Annotated in this window: 17 protein-coding genes; 5 read left to right on the top strand and 12 right to left on the bottom strand. The window is 51.3% G+C overall.

Annotation, left to right across the window (positions count from 1 at the left end; genetic code table 11):
- Nucleotides 1-7: 7 nt before the first annotated feature.
- The gene (locus tag EJQ19_RS04000) at nucleotides 8-1,018 is read right to left on the bottom strand and encodes an ABC transporter substrate-binding protein (protein ID WP_126139906.1); all 1,011 of its coding nucleotides are present in this window, start codon (nucleotides 1,016-1,018) and stop codon (nucleotides 8-10) included.
- Between the two features lie 467 nt (nucleotides 1,019-1,485).
- A complete protein-coding gene (locus EJQ19_RS03995) occupies nucleotides 1,486-3,003 on the bottom strand; it encodes a carboxypeptidase M32 (protein ID WP_126139905.1) in 1,518 nt (505 codons plus the stop codon).
- A gap of 141 nt (nucleotides 3,004-3,144) precedes the next feature.
- Here EJQ19_RS03995 and EJQ19_RS03990 point away from each other — a divergent pair, with 141 nt between their 5' ends.
- Complete coding sequence (locus EJQ19_RS03990; RefSeq protein ID WP_164716301.1) at nucleotides 3,145-3,486, top strand: iron-sulfur cluster biosynthesis family protein; 342 nt, start codon at nucleotides 3,145-3,147, stop codon at nucleotides 3,484-3,486.
- A 38-nt stretch (nucleotides 3,487-3,524) separates the two neighbouring features.
- The gene (locus tag EJQ19_RS03985) at nucleotides 3,525-4,100 is read left to right on the top strand and encodes a beta-class carbonic anhydrase (RefSeq protein ID WP_126139903.1); all 576 of its coding nucleotides are present in this window, start codon (nucleotides 3,525-3,527) and stop codon (nucleotides 4,098-4,100) included.
- Between the two features lie 68 nt (nucleotides 4,101-4,168).
- Here the strand turns inward: EJQ19_RS03985 and EJQ19_RS03980 are convergent, their stop codons facing one another.
- The 8 genes from EJQ19_RS03980 to EJQ19_RS03945 all read right to left on the bottom strand — a co-directional run bounded on the left by EJQ19_RS03980 (nucleotide 4,169) and on the right by EJQ19_RS03945 (nucleotide 13,525).
- Nucleotides 4,169-6,280 carry a hypothetical protein gene (locus EJQ19_RS03980; RefSeq protein ID WP_126139902.1) on the bottom strand — a complete coding sequence of 704 codons (2,112 nt, stop codon included), beginning with the start codon at nucleotides 6,278-6,280 and terminating at the stop codon, nucleotides 4,169-4,171.
- 87 nt (nucleotides 6,281-6,367) lie between these two features.
- Nucleotides 6,368-7,546, bottom strand: a complete 1,179-nt coding sequence (locus tag EJQ19_RS03975; protein WP_126139901.1) for an ABC transporter permease — start codon at nucleotides 7,544-7,546, stop codon at nucleotides 6,368-6,370.
- Nucleotides 7,543-8,259 (bottom strand): ABC transporter ATP-binding protein, encoded by a 717-nt coding sequence (locus EJQ19_RS03970; protein ID WP_126139900.1) that lies wholly within the window; start codon nucleotides 8,257-8,259, stop codon nucleotides 7,543-7,545. Before EJQ19_RS03970 ends, EJQ19_RS03975 begins: the two co-directional genes overlap by 4 nt.
- A gap of 27 nt (nucleotides 8,260-8,286) precedes the next feature.
- Nucleotides 8,287-10,026 (bottom strand): efflux RND transporter periplasmic adaptor subunit, encoded by a 1,740-nt coding sequence (locus EJQ19_RS03965; RefSeq protein WP_126139899.1) that lies wholly within the window; start codon nucleotides 10,024-10,026, stop codon nucleotides 8,287-8,289.
- Nucleotides 10,027-10,062: 36 nt separating this feature from the next.
- The gene (locus tag EJQ19_RS03960; protein WP_126139898.1) at nucleotides 10,063-10,686 is read right to left on the bottom strand and encodes a hypothetical protein; all 624 of its coding nucleotides are present in this window, start codon (nucleotides 10,684-10,686) and stop codon (nucleotides 10,063-10,065) included.
- Nucleotides 10,687-10,798: 112 nt separating this feature from the next.
- On the bottom strand, nucleotides 10,799-12,244 hold the full coding sequence (locus tag EJQ19_RS03955; RefSeq protein ID WP_126139897.1) for a sensor histidine kinase: 1,446 nt from the start codon (nucleotides 12,242-12,244) through the stop codon (nucleotides 10,799-10,801).
- Entirely contained in the window at nucleotides 12,237-12,965 is a 729-nt protein-coding gene (locus EJQ19_RS03950; protein WP_126139896.1) for a response regulator transcription factor, read from the bottom strand. The genes EJQ19_RS03955 and EJQ19_RS03950 overlap by 8 nt, the downstream gene beginning before the upstream one ends.
- Complete coding sequence (locus tag EJQ19_RS03945; RefSeq protein ID WP_241242722.1) at nucleotides 12,962-13,525, bottom strand: DUF309 domain-containing protein; 564 nt, start codon at nucleotides 13,523-13,525, stop codon at nucleotides 12,962-12,964. The genes EJQ19_RS03950 and EJQ19_RS03945 overlap by 4 nt, the downstream gene beginning before the upstream one ends.
- Before the next feature lie 151 nt (nucleotides 13,526-13,676).
- Between EJQ19_RS03945 and EJQ19_RS03940 the strand changes: the two genes are divergently transcribed.
- On the top strand, nucleotides 13,677-15,593 hold the full coding sequence (locus EJQ19_RS03940) for a glycosyl hydrolase family 18 protein (RefSeq protein ID WP_126139895.1): 1,917 nt from the start codon (nucleotides 13,677-13,679) through the stop codon (nucleotides 15,591-15,593).
- A 62-nt stretch (nucleotides 15,594-15,655) separates the two neighbouring features.
- On the opposite strand, the gene EJQ19_RS03935 is transcribed toward EJQ19_RS03940, so the two are convergent.
- Nucleotides 15,656-15,874, bottom strand: coding sequence for a double zinc ribbon domain-containing protein (locus EJQ19_RS03935; RefSeq protein ID WP_126139894.1), 219 nt, complete (start codon nucleotides 15,872-15,874; stop codon nucleotides 15,656-15,658).
- Nucleotides 15,875-16,073: 199 nt separating this feature from the next.
- On the opposite strand from EJQ19_RS03935, the gene EJQ19_RS03930 reads away from it, so the two are divergent.
- Complete coding sequence (locus EJQ19_RS03930) at nucleotides 16,074-16,232, top strand: DUF1540 domain-containing protein (protein WP_126139893.1); 159 nt, start codon at nucleotides 16,074-16,076, stop codon at nucleotides 16,230-16,232.
- A gap of 109 nt (nucleotides 16,233-16,341) precedes the next feature.
- Here EJQ19_RS03930 and EJQ19_RS03925 read toward each other — a convergent pair whose 3' ends face one another.
- The gene (locus EJQ19_RS03925) at nucleotides 16,342-18,672 is read right to left on the bottom strand and encodes a family 20 glycosylhydrolase (RefSeq protein WP_126139892.1); all 2,331 of its coding nucleotides are present in this window, start codon (nucleotides 18,670-18,672) and stop codon (nucleotides 16,342-16,344) included.
- Nucleotides 18,673-18,932: 260 nt separating this feature from the next.
- Here EJQ19_RS03925 and EJQ19_RS03920 point away from each other — a divergent pair, with 260 nt between their 5' ends.
- Entirely contained in the window at nucleotides 18,933-19,730 is a 798-nt protein-coding gene (locus tag EJQ19_RS03920; RefSeq protein WP_126139891.1) for a hypothetical protein, read from the top strand.
- Nucleotides 19,731-19,934: the final 204 nt, after the last annotated feature.

Here is a 19,934-nt window from a genome sequence, read left to right as displayed (position 1 = left end):
GATTTTGTTACTTCACGTTCGCTTTCGCCTTCTCGGCGTAAGAGTTGTCAACAAGCTTGCTCCAAGCGACTTTCTCTTTCAGCTCTCCGGCCTTGGTCATGACATCCAGCAAGTTATTCCATTCCGCCTCATCGACAATGCCGTCGGTTGCGAACGAGCCTTGGTCTTTGTAACGTTTGACGACGTTCTTGATAATAGCGACATCAATATCTTGAAAATAAGGCTTCACCGCTTCCGTAATCTCATCTACGCTTTTCGCGGCAACCCAGAGCTGCGCCTTTTGAATGGCATTTGCAAATTTTTGAATTGTGCCGGGATTCGCCTTCATGAAGCTTTGCTTCGCCATAAAGACGGTGTACGGCAGATGACCGCTCTCGACGCCAAAGGAGGCGACTACATAGCCCTTGCCCTCTTGCTCAACGATTGATGCCTGCGGCTCGAACAATTGGACATATTCCCCGGTGCCCGAGGCGTACGCCGTTACGATATTGGCGAAGTCGATGTTTTGAATGAGCTGCAGGTCCTTCTGCGGATCGATGCCATGCTTCTTCAGCGTGAATTCCCCTGCCATTTGCGGCATGCCGCCTTTGCGTTGACCTAGGAATACGGACCCTTTGAGTGAATTCCAATCAAAATTGTTGGGTTTCTTCCGTGCCACGAGGAACGTACCATCGGTTTGCGTAAGCTGTGCAAAGTTAATTACTGGATCGTCCGAACCTTGCTGTGATACGTAGATCGAGGTTTCCGACCCGACCAGTGCGACGTCAATCGTGTTCGACAGGAGTGCCGTCATCGTTTTGTCTCCACCCGGCGTCGTCGTGAGTTCGACATCCAGTCCTTCCTCTTTAAAAAAACCCTGCGACAAGGCCACATATTCCGGCGCATAAAATAAAGAGCGGGTTACCTCGCCGATGCGCACCTTCGTTGCTTCTTCCTTTTTGCCCCCGCACGCTGTCGCCAATAGACTAAGCAGCAGGACGACGGTCAGCGTAAGTGACCACTTTTTCGTGATTCTCATTGGACGTCCCTCCGTTCATCGTTGTACAGTATTCTATGCAGGAGCCCATAAAGGGGTTAATGGTTCCTTGGAAAGTTGCATGAACCTCAAAGTTTCTTGCTGCCACCGATAAACATTCGGTCGATTAAAACTTGGGTGAACCGAAGGCTCTCTCTTGCTAGAACCTGCATACCGATTCTCGCAGAAAATGGCCACAGCGACCGAATTTTACTGTATGTTTTACATGATTTCAAACGATTTGCCCCGTTTCGAGCAAATTACCTGTAGTTTTTGCAGGAAGTCGGTCGCCAGACAAGCGGTTGTAAGCAAATCTGCGGACATCGCGGACATCGGGGTCATCTGCCAAGATGACCTTCCGATCTCAGCGAGCGCACAGCAAAAAAACCTCCCCGAGCCAAAGCTCGAGAAGGTTTTTCGCATTCCACACGGGTACAGAATACTGCCGCCGATCCTATCATCCAAATCTGCTAAATTCCGTACACCGCTTTATACTTCTCTTCCAAATAAGCGACCAAGTAATCCGGGTTGAGTTCCTCGCCGGTCACCCGCTGCACGATTTCGTTCGGCGTCTGCGATTTGCCGTATTGGTAGATTTTGTCCGTCAGCCAATCTTTGATCGGCGCCAGATTGCCCTGGGCGATATACGCTTCAAAATCCGGCATCTCCTTGCGAAGCGTATGCGTAAACTGCGCCGCGTACATGTTCCCCAGCGCGTACGATGGGAAATAACCGAACGCACCGCCGGACCAGTGCACATCCTGGAGCACGCCCTCTCCGGCATTCCCCGGCGTCACGCCCAAATACTCTTCATATTTGGCATTCCACGCCTGCGGCAAATCCGCGACGGACAACGTGCCGGCGAACAGCCCTTTTTCCAGCTCGTAGCGAATCATAATATGTAAGTTGTACGTCAATTCGTCCGCTTCAATCCGAATCAAGGAAGGCTCAATGTGATTGATCGCCTTGTAGAACGTGTCGACGTCGATGTCGTCGATCTGCCCGCTGAATGTGCTTTGCAGCTCGCCGTAGTAGCGCTCCCAAAACGCTTTGCTGCGGCCGATCACATTTTCCCAGAACCGGGACTGCGACTCGTGAATGCCCATCGACGTGCCCGTGCACAAGTTCGTGCCGACGAGGTCTTTGGAAATGTTCTGCTCGTATAACGCATGTCCGCCCTCGTGAATCGTACCGAACAGCGCCGACGTAATGTCGTTCGGCAAGTAGCGCGTCGTGATCCGCACGTCGCCAGGGTTCAGCGCCGTCGCAAACGGATGCACCGTTTCATCCAGACGACCGGCTTCAAAGTCATATTGCATCTGCTTCAGGATCGAAAGCGAGAATTGCTTCTGCTTCGCGATGTCGAACTGCTGATCGAGGAACTCACGCTTCGGCTGTGGCGCCGCCTGAATGCGCTGGAGCAGCGGTACGGCTTTTTCCCGCAGCGCGCCGAACACTTCGTCGAGCTTCTCGACGGTCATCCCCGGCTCGTACATATCGAGCAAGGTGTTGTACTTGTGCCCCTCGTAGCCCCACAGCTCGATGAATTCCTGCGTGGTCGCGACGATTTTCTCCAAATACGGCTGGAACGACGCCCAGTCCGATTGATGCTTGGCGTCTTCCCACGCAGACTCCGCCTGCGAGGTCAGCACCACATAGGCCTGATATTTCTCGGCCGGGATTTTTTTGCTGCGATCGTACTCCTTCTTGCATTCGAGCACCATTTTACGGGTAATGTCATCGAGCTTCGCAAGCTCTTCCTCCTGCATGAAAAAGTCCAGATACCCGCCCATTTCCTCGGATGTCGACATTCGAAACACTTCTGTGGACAGCTCGCCCACAACCTCGGAGCGGGTTTCGATCCCCTTCTTCGGCGCGCCTGTGCGCATATCCCAATAGATCAAGGCAATCGCCTCTTCATACTGCTTCATTTTCCGAATATAGGCTTTAAATGCCTGCAATTTCGCTGCTGCGTCTTGTCCTGACATAGCTCGATCCCTCCCAAAAGTTTCTTGTTTTATCATACTTCGCGAATGAAACAGAAGCAAATCCCTTCCGGGTATGCTAAAATAGTAAGAATGCTTCTACAAGGCTAAACATATTCCAATCGCGAAAAGGAGATGACTACGATGAACATCACGTTTACCGAATCTGCAGTCGCCAGGCTGACCCCTTCGCTGAAAGAGCCGGGCACGTTCCTGAGGCTTGTCTTCGATACCGAGGGCTGCGGCTGCTCCGTCAACGGCGTTCCGACGCTGTGGCTTGTGTCCGAAACGGCGGCCGGCGATTTAAGCGCTGCAACCAACTTCGTACCGGTGTACTACAAGGCGAAGGACGAAATCTTTTTCGAGGAGCACATGAAACTCGACTTTAACGAAGCAACAAAATCTTATATACTAAAGAGTAATAACCAAATTTATAATGCAACTATGAGCCTGGTCGATCGACGGGCTGCTGCACACAGACCATAACCAGCAGCGATACTATCACAATGGTGGAGGGAAATCGGATGTCTTTAATTAATCAAATCATGGATTACAACAAGGATTTCGTAGAAACGAAGCAGTATCAGGAGTTTCTGACAACCAAATTCCCGGACAAGCGGATGGTCGTCGTCACTTGCATGGACACGCGGCTGACCGAACTGCTTCCGAAAGCCATGAACCTGCACAATGGCGATGCGAAAATTATTAAAAACGCCGGAGCGATCGTTTCTCACCCTTTCGGCTCCCTCATGCGGAGCATCATCGTAGCGGTCTATGCGCTTGAAGCGGATGAAGTGTTCGTAATTGGCCATTACGATTGCGGGATGACGGGCCTCAATTCCGCGAACGTGCTGGAAAAAGTAAAAAGCCGCGGCATCTCGGACGACGTCATCGCAACGCTGGGCCATGCGGGCATCGACCTGGACCAATGGCTGACCGGCTTCAATCATGTGCGCGACGGCATTGAGAAAAGCGTTAACATCATTCGCAATCATCCTCTGCTTCCGAAAAACTTACCCGTTCACGGCCTCATTATCGATCCGGAAACCGGCCGACTCGATCTCATCGACGAAGGTTACGCGGCCATCCAAAATAACTAATAAACAAACAGCCCGAAAGGTCAGTTGACCCTTCGGGCTGTTTTTGTCTCGTTTCACATCGTTTTTGACTATGGCTCCAACGTCCGCAGCAGACGCTTCGCGTCGCCGTTCGGCGTAGTGACAACTTCATAAATCTTAATGCGAACATCCGAGTTCAATTGATCGTTGCGGATGTTGCCGAACTCGATGAACTGGATGCCGGACAAGATTTTGCCCTGACCGGTAAACGTCATCACCTTCGAACTAAGCAAGCGATCCTCCGTGTCGACAACCTCAAACGATAGTGACGAGAAGTTGGCATCCGTAATCACCTGAGCTTGACGCGTCACATTGAGGTCTACTCGCATCCGGTATGCATAGGAAGAATCCTTGTTGTACGTCGCGCTGACGGAGAAATCCTTGAGATCGACGCTAAACGGATAGATCGACATTGGGCCGGTTTCGGCGATCGGCTGTACCGCCGTTTTGTACGCCCCCATGGACATGCGGTTCGGGTCGTACAGCTGGAGCGCCAGCTTCTCCGCTTTCTCTTCGCCCGGCACCATGTACGAGTAGCTCAGCACGTAGCTCGTATTCGGTGCGATCGTTTTCGTAGTCGTCGTCTGACGAACACCTGTATAGGTGTAGCCGTCCGCATTCGTCAACTCCGATTGGAAGTCCGGCAGTGTCACGGACGACGTGCCTTTGTTCGTCAGCTTGTACTTCGCAACGATCGTTTTATAGCCAAAATCGGCGCTTTCACTCATGCCCATCTCAACCAGCGATAGATCGACGTTGGAATCCATCGCCGTATTCGATGAGATCGGCATCACCGTGCCGATCGTATAATCCTGCGCGGACGCGTAAGACGTCACTTCTCCACCGCTGCCAGCACCGGCGAGCGACGTGACCGCGACCGGCAGCGCGGTTTGCGCGGCGTTCGCTTGTCCCGCGCCCTGCTGGCCCCCAGCAGCCGCGGCGGCCTGCTTCTCCAGCACGACGAGCTGGAGCGCATCCGCGCCCAGGCTCGCCGGCAAAATACCGGAGAATCGGTACGTCGTCGACTCGTTCGGGGACAAATACGTGGAGCGCGAGGCGTTGTCGCTCGAAGAAACGATCACGCTGCTGCGCACCGCTTGAAACTGCCCGGACAGCGACGGCAGCGTCAAGATGCCGTCGCTCGTATTCGTGAGCGTCACGTTCGCCTGCACGTGCAGCCCGTCCGGCTGCTTGCTGGCTGCGGCCCACGTCGTGCTAAGGACCAGGCCTGACACATCCTGATTTGCGTCAGCAGGCGGATACGCCGTCTTGTCGCCGATACCGGCAACACCGAACGTCTTGGACACATTCAGCGAGCCCAGCACCGTCGACTTGACCTTGCCTTTCGGCGAGAACAACAGATTCAGCTTGCCGGTATCCAGCGAAGCGGGAACGGCTGCGGCCAGCATCGCCTTTATTGGCTGCTGCGGCAGCAGCGACGGCACGCCGCCGGAAGAGAAGGTCGCCGTATACGTTAACCCTTTGTTGTCCATCAGATTGGTTTCCAGACCATCCGGGAGCTTCACATTGGAGGTTCCTAAGTTTTCCAGAACGACCTCGGTGTAGACCATCCAGGCATTGTCTTTAAACACTTTGTAGCTTCGACCAAGCTGTGCGGTCACATAGCTGTCTTCCGCCAGCGTGGAATCAATGTCTTTTAAATTAATAACCGCTTGCTGCTGAGCCGATTGCCCGGCCTCCGCCATCGCCGCTTCAACCGACAAAACACCGATGTCAGCGGTGGAACGATCGTTCCAGCGGAAAATATCGACTTTCAAATCGGAGGCGGACACGCTTGCCGGAAGCTCCGACGCGAACTTGAAAGCGCCGATATCGCCGGCTTTTACGCGCGCGTTCACCTTTTCACTTAACCGTGCGGTATACGAATAGCCGTTTGCGTCAACGACTTTAACCCCGTAGTTATTGAAATCGACCGTATAGGGACTATTGTTGGTCAGATCGAGCGTGAAGCGCAGCGAACTGTCGTCCGCCCCGGTCGAAAGCAGAACCCGGTCCAGCGTAAAGTAAACGGAATCGCTGAGAAAGACGCCTTCTTTGCCGGCAAATGCGCTCGTGGCAAGAGGCAAGGTCAGGAAGCTTGCAGCCGTCATCAGCAAAGCGGAACGGCTGAGCAAGCGTTTCATCGTACGTGGTTGATTCACGAAAAGTCCTCCTTGGAGACTGCGACGAAAGGAAGTACCGCTGCTTTCCTCGCAGTCTCATAGATGAATGGTTGCCGAGCTGTGGCATCAATCGGAACGCAGCGCATCGATCGGACGCAGCTTGGATGCTTTGTTCGCCGGATACAGGCCGAAGATGACGCCGACCAGCACAGAGAACAGGAACGAATACAAGCTGACATCGACCGAGATGCTTGTGGTCTGTTTCGGGCTGAAGTAGGGAAGGAAATAGGCGAACCCGATTCCCAGAACAAGTCCGACCAATCCCCCCATTCCGCTGATCACAACGGCTTCGACAAGGAATTGAAGCAAAATATTGCGTCGCTTGGCCCCGATCGATTTGCGAATCCCAATTTCCCGGGTTCTTTCACTGACAGTGACGAGCATAATGTTCATAATTCCGATGCCCCCGACCAGCAAGGAAATCAAGGCAACCGCCACTAACTGATTCGTAAGGGTATTGGTTGCTTCCGTCCGTGCCTTGAGCAACTCGTCCTGGTTCGTCAGGACAAAGCCGGAATCGCTTTTGAATTTATACGTCAAGTACTGCTTCATTGTTTCTTGCGCCGCATAAATATCGTCTTTCGTCGGCGCTTCGACGTAAGTCGTCCGAATTTGGCCCAGCTTAAACTGCCTCCGGGCGGACTCGAGCGGCACGATGACCGAGCTGTCGACGGAGGCGCCGCCGATGTTGGAGCCCTTCTCTTTCAGAGTTCCGATCACGGTAAAGACGACGCCGTCAATGTTAATCGTTTCGCCGACCGGATCAAGTTGCCCGAAAAACGTCTTCACGACCTCGCTGCCGAGCACCGCCACATTTGAGCGAAACTCCAGATCAGTCGGCGACAAGTTGCGGCCTTTATCGATCTTCGCTTTAATGATGTCAAAATAACGGTCATTCGTGCCGAGTACGTTGTACTTCTCTTGTTTGCGGTCATATTTAATGTTGGAACCGTTCTTGCTCATGGTCGGCGCGATCGATTTGAATTCGGGAAAGTTCTCAAAATTCATCAGATCGTCGTAGCTGAGCTGGGTAGCTCGCCCGGTTCCTGTTGCTGTGACCACGAGGAGGTTCGTCCCCATATTCTCGTACTGCTTGGCGATTTGCTCCGACGTTCCCCGGCCGATCGACACAAGCGTCACGACCGAGCTCACCCCGATAATCACGCCGAGCATCGTTAAAAAAGTCCGCAGCGGACTGGAAATAATGGTCCGCATGGACATGCCGATCAGTTCGCTCAGCCTCATACGCTCACCTCTTGCCCCTGGCGGCGCTTCTCGCTGTTGCGGTAGTCATCGATGATGACGCCGTCTCTCAAAGCGACGACTCGCTTCGCATTGTCCGCAATATGATGATCGTGCGTGATGAGCACGATGGTGTTCCCTTGCGCATTCAACTGCAGGATAAGCTCCAAAACTTCTTCGCCGGTGCGGGAATCGAGTGCCCCTGTCGGCTCGTCGGCGAGAATAAGCGAAGGCGAAATCGCCAGCGCACGGGCGATCGCGACACGCTGCTGCTGGCCGCCGGACAGCTCGCTCGGCTTGTGATGGCCGCGCTGCCCCATGCCGAGCATCGTCAGCATCGCCTGTGCGCGCTCTCTGCGTTCTTTTTTGGGAATACCTGCATAAATCATCGGCAGCTCCACATTCTCCATCGCCGTTAAGCGAGGCAGCAGATTAAACTGCTGAAAAATAAAGCCGATCTTCTGGTTACGCAGCGTCGCCAGCTCGTTATCGTTCATTTTCTCCGTGATGACACCGTCCAACGTGTAGCTGCCCGAGGATGGGACGTCCAGCAGACCGATCGTATTCATCAGTGTGGATTTGCCCGAACCGGAAGGACCGATGATAGCGACAAAATCCCCTTCTTCCACCGAAAGCGAGATGCCGCGCAAAATCGGGAGGTCCTCTTCTCCGCGCCTGTATGTTTTCGTAATATCTTTCAGTTCAATGATATTCATCTCGCGATAACTCCTCTCCCGGCCTGGCTATCTTCCACCGCCTCCGCCTCCGCCGCCGTTAATTCGGACCGCGTTACCGCCTCCACCAGCTCCACCCGCTCCACCAGCTCCACCAGCTCCGCCTTGGAAGTTGCCGCCGCCGGCTCCGCCAAAGCCGCCTGCGCCCCCGCCGTTTTGCTGGAACTGCTGTCTCAGTCGGTTGATCTCGTCTTGACTCAGGTTCTGCTGTCTTCTCACAGCCTGCGGCACGACAACCTTGTCTCCGGCTTGCAAGCCCTCCGTGATTTCAATTTGCGTGGCGGAACGAATGCCGATCTTCACTTCATGCTCCGTTTCCACGGTGCCATCTTCTTTCTTCACAGACACGACACGCTTCCCTCGCTGCAGTTGCAGGGCTTCCGGCGGAATGTAAAGCACATCCTTCTTATCCTGAACCAGGATTTCGCCGGTTGCGGTCATCCCGATTTTGAGCACATTGTCTTTGTTCTCAGTCGCTAGTACGACATCATAGAACGTCACGCCATTCGTTGTCGTACCCACGGAGGACACCTGTGTCACTTCCGCCGGGAATACGCGTCCAGGGAACGAATCCACCTTGATTTCCGCTTTCATCCCGACCTTGATATTCGGCAGATCGAGCTCGTCGACTTGCACAGGCAGCTGCATTTTCGCAAAGCTTGCAACCGCACCGAATTGCGTGCCGCTCGTCACTTTGCTGCCAACGCGGAAGGCGCTGAGAATATCGTTCCGCTTATTTACAAAATCCGTCGAGAACACGCCGTCAAACGGCGCTGTAATTTTCAGCGCATCCACTTTATCCTGCGCCGCTTGAACTGCCAGCTGCTGGCGCTCCAGCGCTTTTTGCTTCGTAAGGATATCGTCGTCAAGGGTGTCGTTGACAATGGTCGCGAGCATGTCGCCCTGCTTCACCGTATTGCCTGTCTTGAACGGCAGGGTCGAGATGTTGCCCGTTGTACCCGCTAGCACAGTCGACACCTTCGCATACTGCAGCGCCGCTTTCGCCGTGGAATCCACGCTTTGACCGCCAATCACGACCGATCCTTGCACATTCTGACCGGCATCCAGCGAGTTGTCGTTTTTCACAGTAATATCGACATCGACGACTTTGCCGCCTTTTCCGTCCGTTTTCGGATTGGAGGCAATCGCTTGGATCGTGCCGGTTTTGGTAATTAAGAAGCCATCTACGGTCAGATCGACCGGATCGCCTTTATGTAATTGCGAAGCCGTCTCCACGTAAAACGGCAGTGTTACGGTCAACGTGCTGTCGTCGCCGATTGTCGCGATTTTGGTAGACTTATTAATCGTGGAGCCAAGATCGATATTGGCATACGTCAGCTTGCCTGAAATCGGCGCAGTCACGCCCATAAGCCCTTTTTGCTGCTGGAGCGAGTCCAAATCTTTCTGAAGCTGCTCATACGTCAACTTGGCATCTTCCAAATCGTTCTCAATCTGGGTGCTTGTAAGCTCAATCAACACATCGCCGGCTTTAACCGCCTGGTTGCGGGTCAGGTGAATCGCCTTAATGTTGGCATTTTCCGTCGCCGTGATCGTCTGGGTGTCTTTGGGCTCAAATTGGGCCGTTCCGGACACAGACGAGCGAATGTTGCCTTTTCGAACTTCGACGGTCACTTCTTTCGTTTCCGCCGTTTTCGTTTTCTTGCCTTTTGTCACATACAAATAAGTGCCTCCCGCGCAAACACAAACCACGATAAGGCCAATGAACCATTTGCTGCGAATCCACTTCATGCTTGTAACTTCCCCTTTCGCGTGTGCGCCTCTCCACTACTTGCCGATTCCTGTCCTTACTACTAGCAAATTTTCAAGCTGCCGCTCGACGCTCAGCCCTGCCCCGGCGGATCCATCTGAAGACGGCCTGGGCGTCTGATTGACGCTTGCCGCGTTTGCCTCCGCTTCACGCTCCGCCCTCCTCTTCTTTACGAAAGCGTTTACAATCCTTTCACGCTCTTCTTTGGAAACCGACTTCGCTCTGTCGTGCCTCGACTCGTTGACTTGTTCCTTCATGTTGTCGAAGTAGGCGTTAACAAAAGCTTGCTGCTCCTTCGTCAGCATAAAAAAGAGTGCCTTGCGCTCGCTCTCGTCCAGCTTCCCTTCTTTCGCGCAGTTGCGAATGATCGGGAGCATCGTTTCGGACTGCTTGGCCGTCAATTGAAGTCCCTCGAGCCTATCCATAAGGATCAGCCCCTTGAACAGCATGACAAGCTGCAGTTCTCGCGGATTCTGCACATCTTCAGCCTGCTCAGTAACCGATTCTTGCTGGGCTTGATTCCCCGCGTCGCTCTCCAGTCTTTGAGGCGGAGGCTCTGAGCTGGGCTGTGTACTGCATCCGACTAACAATAAGGCCATCATTGTCATACACACGATTCGCTTGCGTGCATGCCGGATCAAAAAAAACACCCCCAAAAAACCTGTCTATCTCCAACAGATTAGGGGATGTTTATGAATAAAGTGTGAACGGATTGTAAAATAATTGTGAACAACGCGTGAATTTTGCGTCGAATTATCGCAAACGAGGGAAGGTTATGCGGAATTCCGTCCCTTCTCCCAGGCGGCTTTGCACCTGCACATCGCCTTTCATCCCGGTGACCAGATGTTTCACAATGGTCAGACCGAGTCCAGTCCCCGCTTCCTCGCTGGACGTTCTGGCTTTATCCGTTTTATAGAAGCGATCCCAAATTCGATTCAGCTCTGATTGCGGCATCCCTGCCCCTGTATCCCGCACATAGACGTGGACGCGACCCGGATGATTCTCAAGGGCAACGATCAGCGATCCGCCTTCCGGTGTAAATTTAAGCGCATTATACACCAGATTATGAATGATTTGCACGAAGCGGTCCGGATCCAAGTCCACTTGGCTCGGTTCCTGATCCAATTCCGGCAAAATCAATTGCGGAATGACGCCCTGTTTCGCGATCACCGCCTGCAGCAATTCCATCGTATCTTCGAGCAGATCGGCGATGTCGACCGGCCGCAGCTTGAACACATCGATGCCGTTCTGAATTTGGGCCAGATCGAGCAAATCCGTTACCAAGCGCTGCAAGCGCTGGACTTCCTGATCGCAGATGTGCAAATAGTGCGGGTATTTCGCTTCGGGAATAATTTTATCGTTCATGGCGTTGATCATGCCGCGCAGCGTCGTCAAGGGAGAACGCAGCTCGTGGGACACATTTGTCAGAAATTCCTGCCTCGTCCCTTCCCACTCCTCCAGCTTCTCCACCATGAAGTTGAAGCTGGCGGCGAGTTGACCGACTTCATCCTGCGACTTGATCGGCACCCTGGTTGTGAAATCACCGTGGGCAAGTTCCAGTGCGGCACGGTTCATCTGCTGAAGCGGTCCTGCCAGCTTGCGAGAGATGATGAACAGGATCACGCCTACCGCAAGCAAGGAAAACAGCAGCGGCAGCATTAAATTAAGCCTTACCGCGGAAACGGCCTCGCTGATATCCCCGGCCGGAATTTGCAAAATAATGACCATCGGCTGGCTGTTCAATTCGAACGGCGTGTGGTAAGCGAACGAATTTCTCGGCCCTTCCTCCGGTTTCAGCGAAATCATACCATAGCCGGTGTTCCCATGGAGTCCATCGATAAACAAAGCGTCCATTTGCTTTGGAATCGCCCTGCCTTCACTGTCGGAAGAGCCGGTGAAAATGATGCCTTTCTCATCGACGATCCATACTTGGCCGTTGAAGCTTCTGGCGACGATACGCATCGTATATTTCAGTTCGCGCATCGTAATGGTGCCTTCCTGGTAGGAATCCATCAGGCTAGCTACCTCGGCGCTCCGCTTGGCAAGAATCGCGACTTTATCCTTATAGAAGAGTCCTGTAAAGTAATAATTCCAGAAAGCGAACAGCGCCGCAAAAAAGAGCACGCACGTCGCCAGGAAAGATAGAAATATTTTAATATACAGACTGTTGTACTTCCCCTTGAGGAAGCGCCTAAACATGCTGGACCACCTCAAACGAGTAGCCGATCCCCCATAAGGTTTGAATGTTCCATGACTCGTGCTGGCCAAGTTTTTTTCGCAGATTTTTCACATGGGCGTCGACCGTGCGCGTTCCCCCGGTAAAATCGAAATTCCACACATAACCGAGCAAATCCTCCCGTGTAAACACCCGCCCCGGATTGCTCATCAGGAAAAACAGCAGCTCGATTTCCTTCGGCGTCAATTCGACGCGCTTGCCGTCTACTGTCACCCGGTACTGTTCCAAGTCGATCACAATGTTACCTATTTCCAGCCATTTACGCGGGGAGCTCTGCGGTGGGGCCGGCTCATGCGGAATGTGCACTGCTCTGCGCAGCACCGCCTTGATGCGGGCGACTAACTCATTCGGGTCGAACGGCTTCACCAGATAATCGTCGACACCGAGATTAAAGCCCCTCAATTTATCGATGGACTCGCCTTTCGCGGTAAGGAAAATGATCGGTGTATGGTTGAACGGCGTGTCCATCCGGCGAATCTGCTCGCACAACTCGTAACCGGAAATGTCCGGCAGCATAATATCAAGCAGCACCAGATTGGGTCTTTCTTCCGTAATGGTCTTGATCACATCGCGTCCCCGATAAAGCAAAATCGTCTCATACTGCGAATGCTCCAAATATAGTCTTACGACCTCTGAAATATTCGGTTCATCATCTACGACTAAAATTTTTCCTTCCGAGCTCATCGGGCTTCACCCTGTTCCTTTCGTAAACGTGATTGTCTGGCTCTTTCTTCTATAACATCCGCCCGGTCCCGCAGTGTATGCTTATGGATTAACGCGTCATTCTCGAGTGAGCTCGGCGCCTCCCACACAAGCCCTTTGTCCCTGCATATCGTCTGGCACCGATGCAACAGACCGGGATCCATAATCGGCAAATTTATATCTGTATACCCATCATTTTCAGCTTGCACATCTGCAAGCCTATTTCTGATTCGGCGCTCCAGCTCCTCCGCATCCAACCCGAGTGTACGGACATCCATTGGCTGCAGTTTGGCTAATGCGCTGACCAGCATTTTTACAGCCCCCGCCCGATTGCCTCTGCGGCTATGATACAATCCGACAGCAATTTGAATCAACCCCACATAGGTCGCGCTGCGAGGATCTTCGGGATGCGCCTTCCAAAATTCCTCCATCACCTCATGGCACTCAAAATAGTCACGGTCGCCATGAAAATGCACTAAATACTGCACATAGGCATCGGGATATTGCCCCATTGCTCCTTCTCCCTCTCCTGATGGATTCATGCTAGAACTTCTTTTCTCATGTTACTAAAAAGTAGCGAAATCGTCCAACTTCAATCTGCCAACCATGAACTTCCAACCTAGCAATACCGCAACCATTCTATCATCTCCGACGTCAAATAGAGTAGTTTACAAGAAAGAGGCGGTTAAGACGATGAAAATGGGAAAATGGCTGCTGAGCGGCACCCTGCTCCTCGCGGTAACGCTTCCGAGCACAGCCTATGCGGCAAGCAGCCCGCAAGTTGATAAAACAACGAAGTACAGGGTTTACCAATACAACCAAGTTCTGATGGAATTCGCTTCTTATAATGAAGCGCAAGCTTACGCCAAGTGGTTCTCCAATGCCCACGTGGAAGAAATTGCAACCCGCCAATGGCTGTGGAACAATTTCCCGCGCTATCAAGTATTTCAAGGTGACGTCACCTTGCCGGAGTGGCAGTTCCCTACGTTAGATGCCGCCATCGCCGAGGCGAAGAAGTGGTCCAACGCCAGCGTGCGCGATTTGCAATCGACAGGCTGGGTGTGGAACAATTACGCCCGCTACCAGCTGTATCAAGGCGACATTACGATGGATGCCTGGAAATTCGGCACGCTGGCGGAAGCGGTCGCCGAAGCCAAAAAATGGGGCAACGCTCATATCATCGATTTGAACAGCAATGCGTGGATTTGGGATAATTTGTCGGCAAGTGAAAAAGCAGCTGCCAAGTCAGGTCCACCTATCTACAAAGTGTATCAAGGAACGTTTTCCGCAGACAACTGGTCGTTTGCCTCTCTTGAGGATGCCGTAGGGGAAGCGATCAAATGGAGCAATTCCACGGTTGTTAACACCCAGACGAAACAAACCGTATACAGCAATCTTAAATCGTATAAAGTGTATCAAAACGATGCATTCCTCCAAGATTTCATTTCACTCGACGATGCCATTGGCTACGCCCGTCTTTGGGGACACAGCTCGATCGTTAAGGAAGGACGGCAAATCTGGAACAATTACGCGTCTTATCAAGTGTATCAAAGCACCAACTTGATCGGCGAATACAACACGCTGGACGGCGCTCTCGCTTACGCGAAACAGTACAGCAACGCTTCGATTCAGACGCTGCAGCACCGGATGCTGTGGGATAATTTCAAAAAGCTGCAAGTCTGGGGCTGGAACGGCTTGTCCGGCTCGGACGCGATTAAAGCGCAAGTTGGAAATACATTGGGACTCGATGTTGATTCCCCGAGCTATTTTGAACTGGCCGATGCCAACGGCAATTTGAAGGACAGCTCCAATGCCGATACAGTCAAATGGCTGCAAAAGAGCGGCTACACCGTTTATCCATTGGTGAGCAATCAGTTTAACGCGGCGCTGACGACTCAATTTCTGGCGAATAGCACCGCACAGGATACGTTCATTGCGAAGCTTGTTGATCGCTCCGTGCAATTAGGCGTGCCGGGCATCAACGTCGATTTTGAGAGCCTTGCCGGCTCCGACCGCAATGCCTTTACCGCGTTTATCGCCAAGCTGACGACCGCCGCCCATGCCAAAGGCCTGGTTATCTCCATGGATCTGCCGCGCGGCAGCGTCAAATGGAATCAATTGACAGCATATGATCATGAAAAATTAGGCGCGCTGGTCGACTATATGGTCATCATGGCTTATGACCAATATTACCGCGGCAGCACGTCGGCAGGCTCCGTATCCGGTCTTCCTTGGACGGACGGCGGCATTCAGGAATTTCTGTCCTATGGCATTCCGCGGGACAAGATCATTCTCGGCATCCCGTACTACGTGCGGGAATGGCAGCTCGACGCCAGCGGCGCTCTGGTTAGCAACCGGACCGTGCTGATGAAAGACATCCCTGCGCTGATCGCCGCGAAGAAAGCGACGCAAACCTGGGACAACGAATTTGGCCAATACCGCGTCTCGTATCAAGAGAATGGCTCCACCTATGTATTCTGGCTGGAGGATGCATCCACCGTCGCAGCGCGCATGGCACTGGCGAAGAAGTACGACATCGCCGGCGTAGCCGCATGGCGGCTCGGATACGACCAGAAGGACCTGTGGACAACGGTCCTGCAAAACAAATAAAGCCTGGAAGATGAGCGAGGCGCCTGCCTATCGGCAGCGCCTCGGTTCTTCCAGGCTTTTTGTCACAACAATCCCCACGTGCTGAACGTCGTTTCGGTCCCGCAATCGGCGCAATACTTCGCGTCCGGCTTGTTCACTTTGTAGCAGCCCTTGTGCAGCAGCGTCTTCTCCTTGGTGCATCTATTTTTGAGCGGTGCGCCGCAGCGTATGCAATATCGATCATCTTTGTCCGCGACATAGCCGCACCGGACACACGTTTGAAGCTCATTTTTATTCGCCATGCCTTCATCATCCATTCTTGCAGAAGAGTAACTGCTCTCTTCATATATATGAAGTTTGGCGGAGGATGGGAATAGGGGGAAGAAATGTTCAGGTCTATGTATAAAAATAGGCCTCTTTCGCCCACCCTAGGAGGTATGGAAGCTTTCTGAAGTGACCGCATGTTCAGAAAGTTCTCCTAGAGGAGGAGGTGAAAGAGACATGGCCAAAGATGTTCTGTGCGAAGTGAATTCCTGCAAGTACTGGGCGAACGGCAACAAATGCAACGCCAGCTCCATTTATGTCGTAAACCGCCACAATAATAACCAAGCCCGAAATTCCGAAGAAACCGATTGTAAAACGTTTGAGCCAAAAATCTAACGCTTCCAGGAAAGAGGCCCTTCCGGCCTCTTTTTCTTTCTCTATATCGTAGTGTAACCAATAATGATAATTATTATCACCCATTCACGAAACAAATTGAATGAACAATTTAATACACTTCAAAATCCCAGAGTGAATACCCATACGCAGTACCCCGCAGTGATCCTACCATTCTCACATACCTCGCAGACACAGGAGTAAAGGATATATCATCCATGCCACCATCGCCTGTCGTCGTCGTAAAAACATCCGTCCAATTTACCGCGTCGTTGGATACTTGTATTTTGTAGGCTTTTCCATAAGCCGCTTCCCAGTTCAGCTTCACCTGTTTCACACTTTTCGAGCTGCCCAAGTCCACATATATCCATTCGCTATCCGTACGCAAGCTGGACCAACGCGTGCTCGAATTACCATCTACTGCATAGGCCGCGGGAAATGCGCTGGTTTCTACCGACGAAGCGGTTACCGGTTGATTTAATGAAAGACTCGTAAGCACACCGTAAACCTGGAAGTCATAAAGCGAATATCCATACTGCGTACCGCGCGCCGTACCGTACATGCGAATGTAACGGCCGCTTCCGCTCAGACCTGTTAAATCCTGTATGCCGCCAGTACCCGTTGTCGTGCTATAAATCGTGGTCCAATTTGAAGCATCGGGTGAAACCTGGATTTGAAAAGATTTCCCATAGGCGGCTTCCCAATTCAAGACCACGCGGTTTATCGTGTAAGTCGCCCCCAAGTCCACTTGCAGCCATTGCGGATCAGTTCGCAGACTGGACCAACGCGTGTTTGAGCTGCTGTCCACTGCGTAAGCCGCAGGGAACGAACTTGTTTCTGTCGAGGAGGCGGTTACCGGTTTGTTTAGCGCAATATTTGCCCCCAACGAACTGGACCATGGAACAACCGGGTCCGGGTAATAATGGATGCCCTCATTGGTCATTCTCGGCCCTTGCGCTGCAAGCCGGTATTTGTACTCATTCCAATCTCTCATACTTTTAGGCGTCCAGCCTATTTCAGCATGGCCAGGTATTCTTGGATAGCTCATATATTCAATGTCGGCCATCGTTCTGATCGTTTCTGTCCATAAGGGAGCTTCGATGCCCTTGACTGAGCTTTGGGGAGCGAAATCAGTCGGATCCCACTGATAAGCATCATCTGTCGGATTGTAACCGGCAAACGTTTGACCAATCGGATTGCTGCTATCGTATTTGTAATCCATATAAGCCTTTGTTTTAGGGGAGAGAATGTAATCGATCCCTGTATCCGTAGCAACGGTAGGCGACCAATTTTGCAGCAAAGAACCAGCAGTAGCTAAATCCGGACGAAGGGCTGGATTCCAGCCAATCATTGTTTTCCCATGATTAGCAACGATCGTTTTCACTCTGCCGATAAAATAGTCATAATCAGCCTGATTGGTTGAACTGGCCTCATCGCCGCCGATATGAATATAGGGTCCAGGCGTGATGTCGGCAAGCTCACCTATGACATCGTCAATGAACGTATATGTAATTTCCGCTTGGGTCATTAACGTACTGAAGCCTACGCTTGTTCCGGTATACAAAGATTTCTTCTGTCCATCCGGATTCAACTCGCCGTACGAAGCTAACGCTGCGTTAACGTGTCCGGGCAAATCGATTTCGGGAACAACCGTGATATAGCGGTCTTTGGCGTAATTGATGATATCCGTATATTGTGCCTGCGTATAATAGCCGCCTGCACCGCCGCCAACTTGCGTGCTGCCGCCGATCGTAGCCAAATCCGGCCAGGAATTAATTTGAATTCGCCAACCTTGGTCGTCGGTAAGATGGAGATGTAAGATGTTCATTTTGTACTGAGCCATAAGATCAATTACGCGCTTGACATTATCAACTGTAAAAAAGTGTCTGGCAACATCAAGCATATGGCCACGCCACGGATAAGTGGGCGCATCGGTAATCGCAGCCTGTTGAATAATCCAAGGAACGCCTGTCACTAGACTGCTCTTCTCAATGTCAGGGGGAAGCATTTGACGCAAGGTTTGGATGCCTCTGAAGAGCCCTTCCGGGGTATACGCCGTTAGGTTCACACCACTTATTGACGTATTCAGCGTATAGCCTTCTTGGCCTGAAGCGGCGTTTCCGCCTATCGTGGTTAGATAGATGCTCCCCGCAGGAGGCGTGCTCGATTTCACCACATTGAAGGCAAAGCCGGTGGCTGGACTTAATTTGCCTGCCAAGTATTGACCGATCTTGTATATTTCATCGGTTTGAGCTGCGTTGGTACCTTGGACGTATATGGACGTGCTGCTCGTTAAAGTAAAGGTACTGGAGCCGGTTGTATAGGTGACTGGTTTGGGGATAATCGTGGCAGCTTGTTCTGCGTTTGCCCATGCAGATAGAGATGTGAATAGAAGCAATGAGAATGTAATCGCGAATATGGCTCTTACGAAACGATTTTTCATGTGCCTTTCCTCCACTTTCAGAATTTTTTCCAAACGGATTCTGAATCATTGTATATTCAAGCGCAGAGCTTGCCTACTTCCTTCTTTTCACTTCCGTTGTACTTTCGTAAGAAAAGACGGACTGTATAAAAAAAATCTGTCCGGCATTAAAAATCGTCGGCGCATGTAACGCTGCTGAAAATTCTCGATTATTCTTGAAAAATCTGTTAAAATATCGAATGTTCTACTAATTTATTCATAGAGATAGAGGCTGACTTTATATGAAGATCAATATTCCTTTTGAAAGTTTGAGCTATCCTGGTAAAGATGGTACTGGGGCTATTGTTGTAAGCAATGAAGATTTCGCTACATTTAATTCAGATCTGTTAAGTTTAGGAAATCTCAATACAGGCGGGAAACGAGTCGAGGCCATATCCGCGGTCTTTGATTTAGATGGATTTACAAACTTCTGCAATCAAATGGAACCACACTTGGTTGTTCCCAGATTTTTAAAGGAATTTCTAAGTTGGATCTTAGAAAAAATCGCTCAAGAACATCTTATTGTAAAAATAGAAAACGCATTTGAAGGAAAAACGCCTTTATACTCTAGACTTCCAATTTTTTGTAAATTTTTAGGTGACGGGCTACTTATGATTTGGGATACGGATGGCATGTCCGAGACCGAAATGGGGAACGTTGTTTGTATTTTAAAAAATGTTACACAATCTTATGTAAAAGATTTTTTACCAATAATTAACAAAAAGTTTGTCAATGTTCCAGAAAAACTGCGTTGCGGTATCGCAAGAGGATCTATTGTCCAGTTAGGCGACGGCAATGACTATGTTGGTCCATCCATCAACATTGCATCACGGCTTCAAAAAGTCCCACCAAATTTTACCTTCGCTTTCTCTGCCCGGGGGTTTGACAAGGATTTCTTCGCTGAGAATGTATTTAAAAAATATCAAATGATCAAAATTGAAGTTCGCGGGATTAAAGGCAATGAAGAATTGGTGTATGTATTAAAATCGGAAATCAATAGCCTTTCTCCCGAAATGCAAGCTCAAATCCAGATCCTTTAAGAACAAACAAGCCGGACCACACCCTCATGCGTTCCGGCTTACCACCCTGTTCAGTTACTCTTACAATCCACGCTCGCAAGCCTCAACTTTCCTCTATCCGCCGATACTCCTCTTGGCTTCACGTTTGATTCTTCGGCCCAACTCTCCCCTTGAAATCTCTCCCAACTTCTCAGATAATACACATTGAATACTAGACCATTCGGA

Source organism: Paenibacillus whitsoniae (assembly GCF_003955665.1).
Taxonomy (GTDB): domain Bacteria; phylum Bacillota; class Bacilli; order Paenibacillales; family NBRC-103111; genus Paenibacillus_E; species Paenibacillus_E whitsoniae.
The sequence above is the reverse complement of the archived record's forward strand: the minus strand, read 5'-3'. Positions and strand labels throughout refer to the sequence as shown.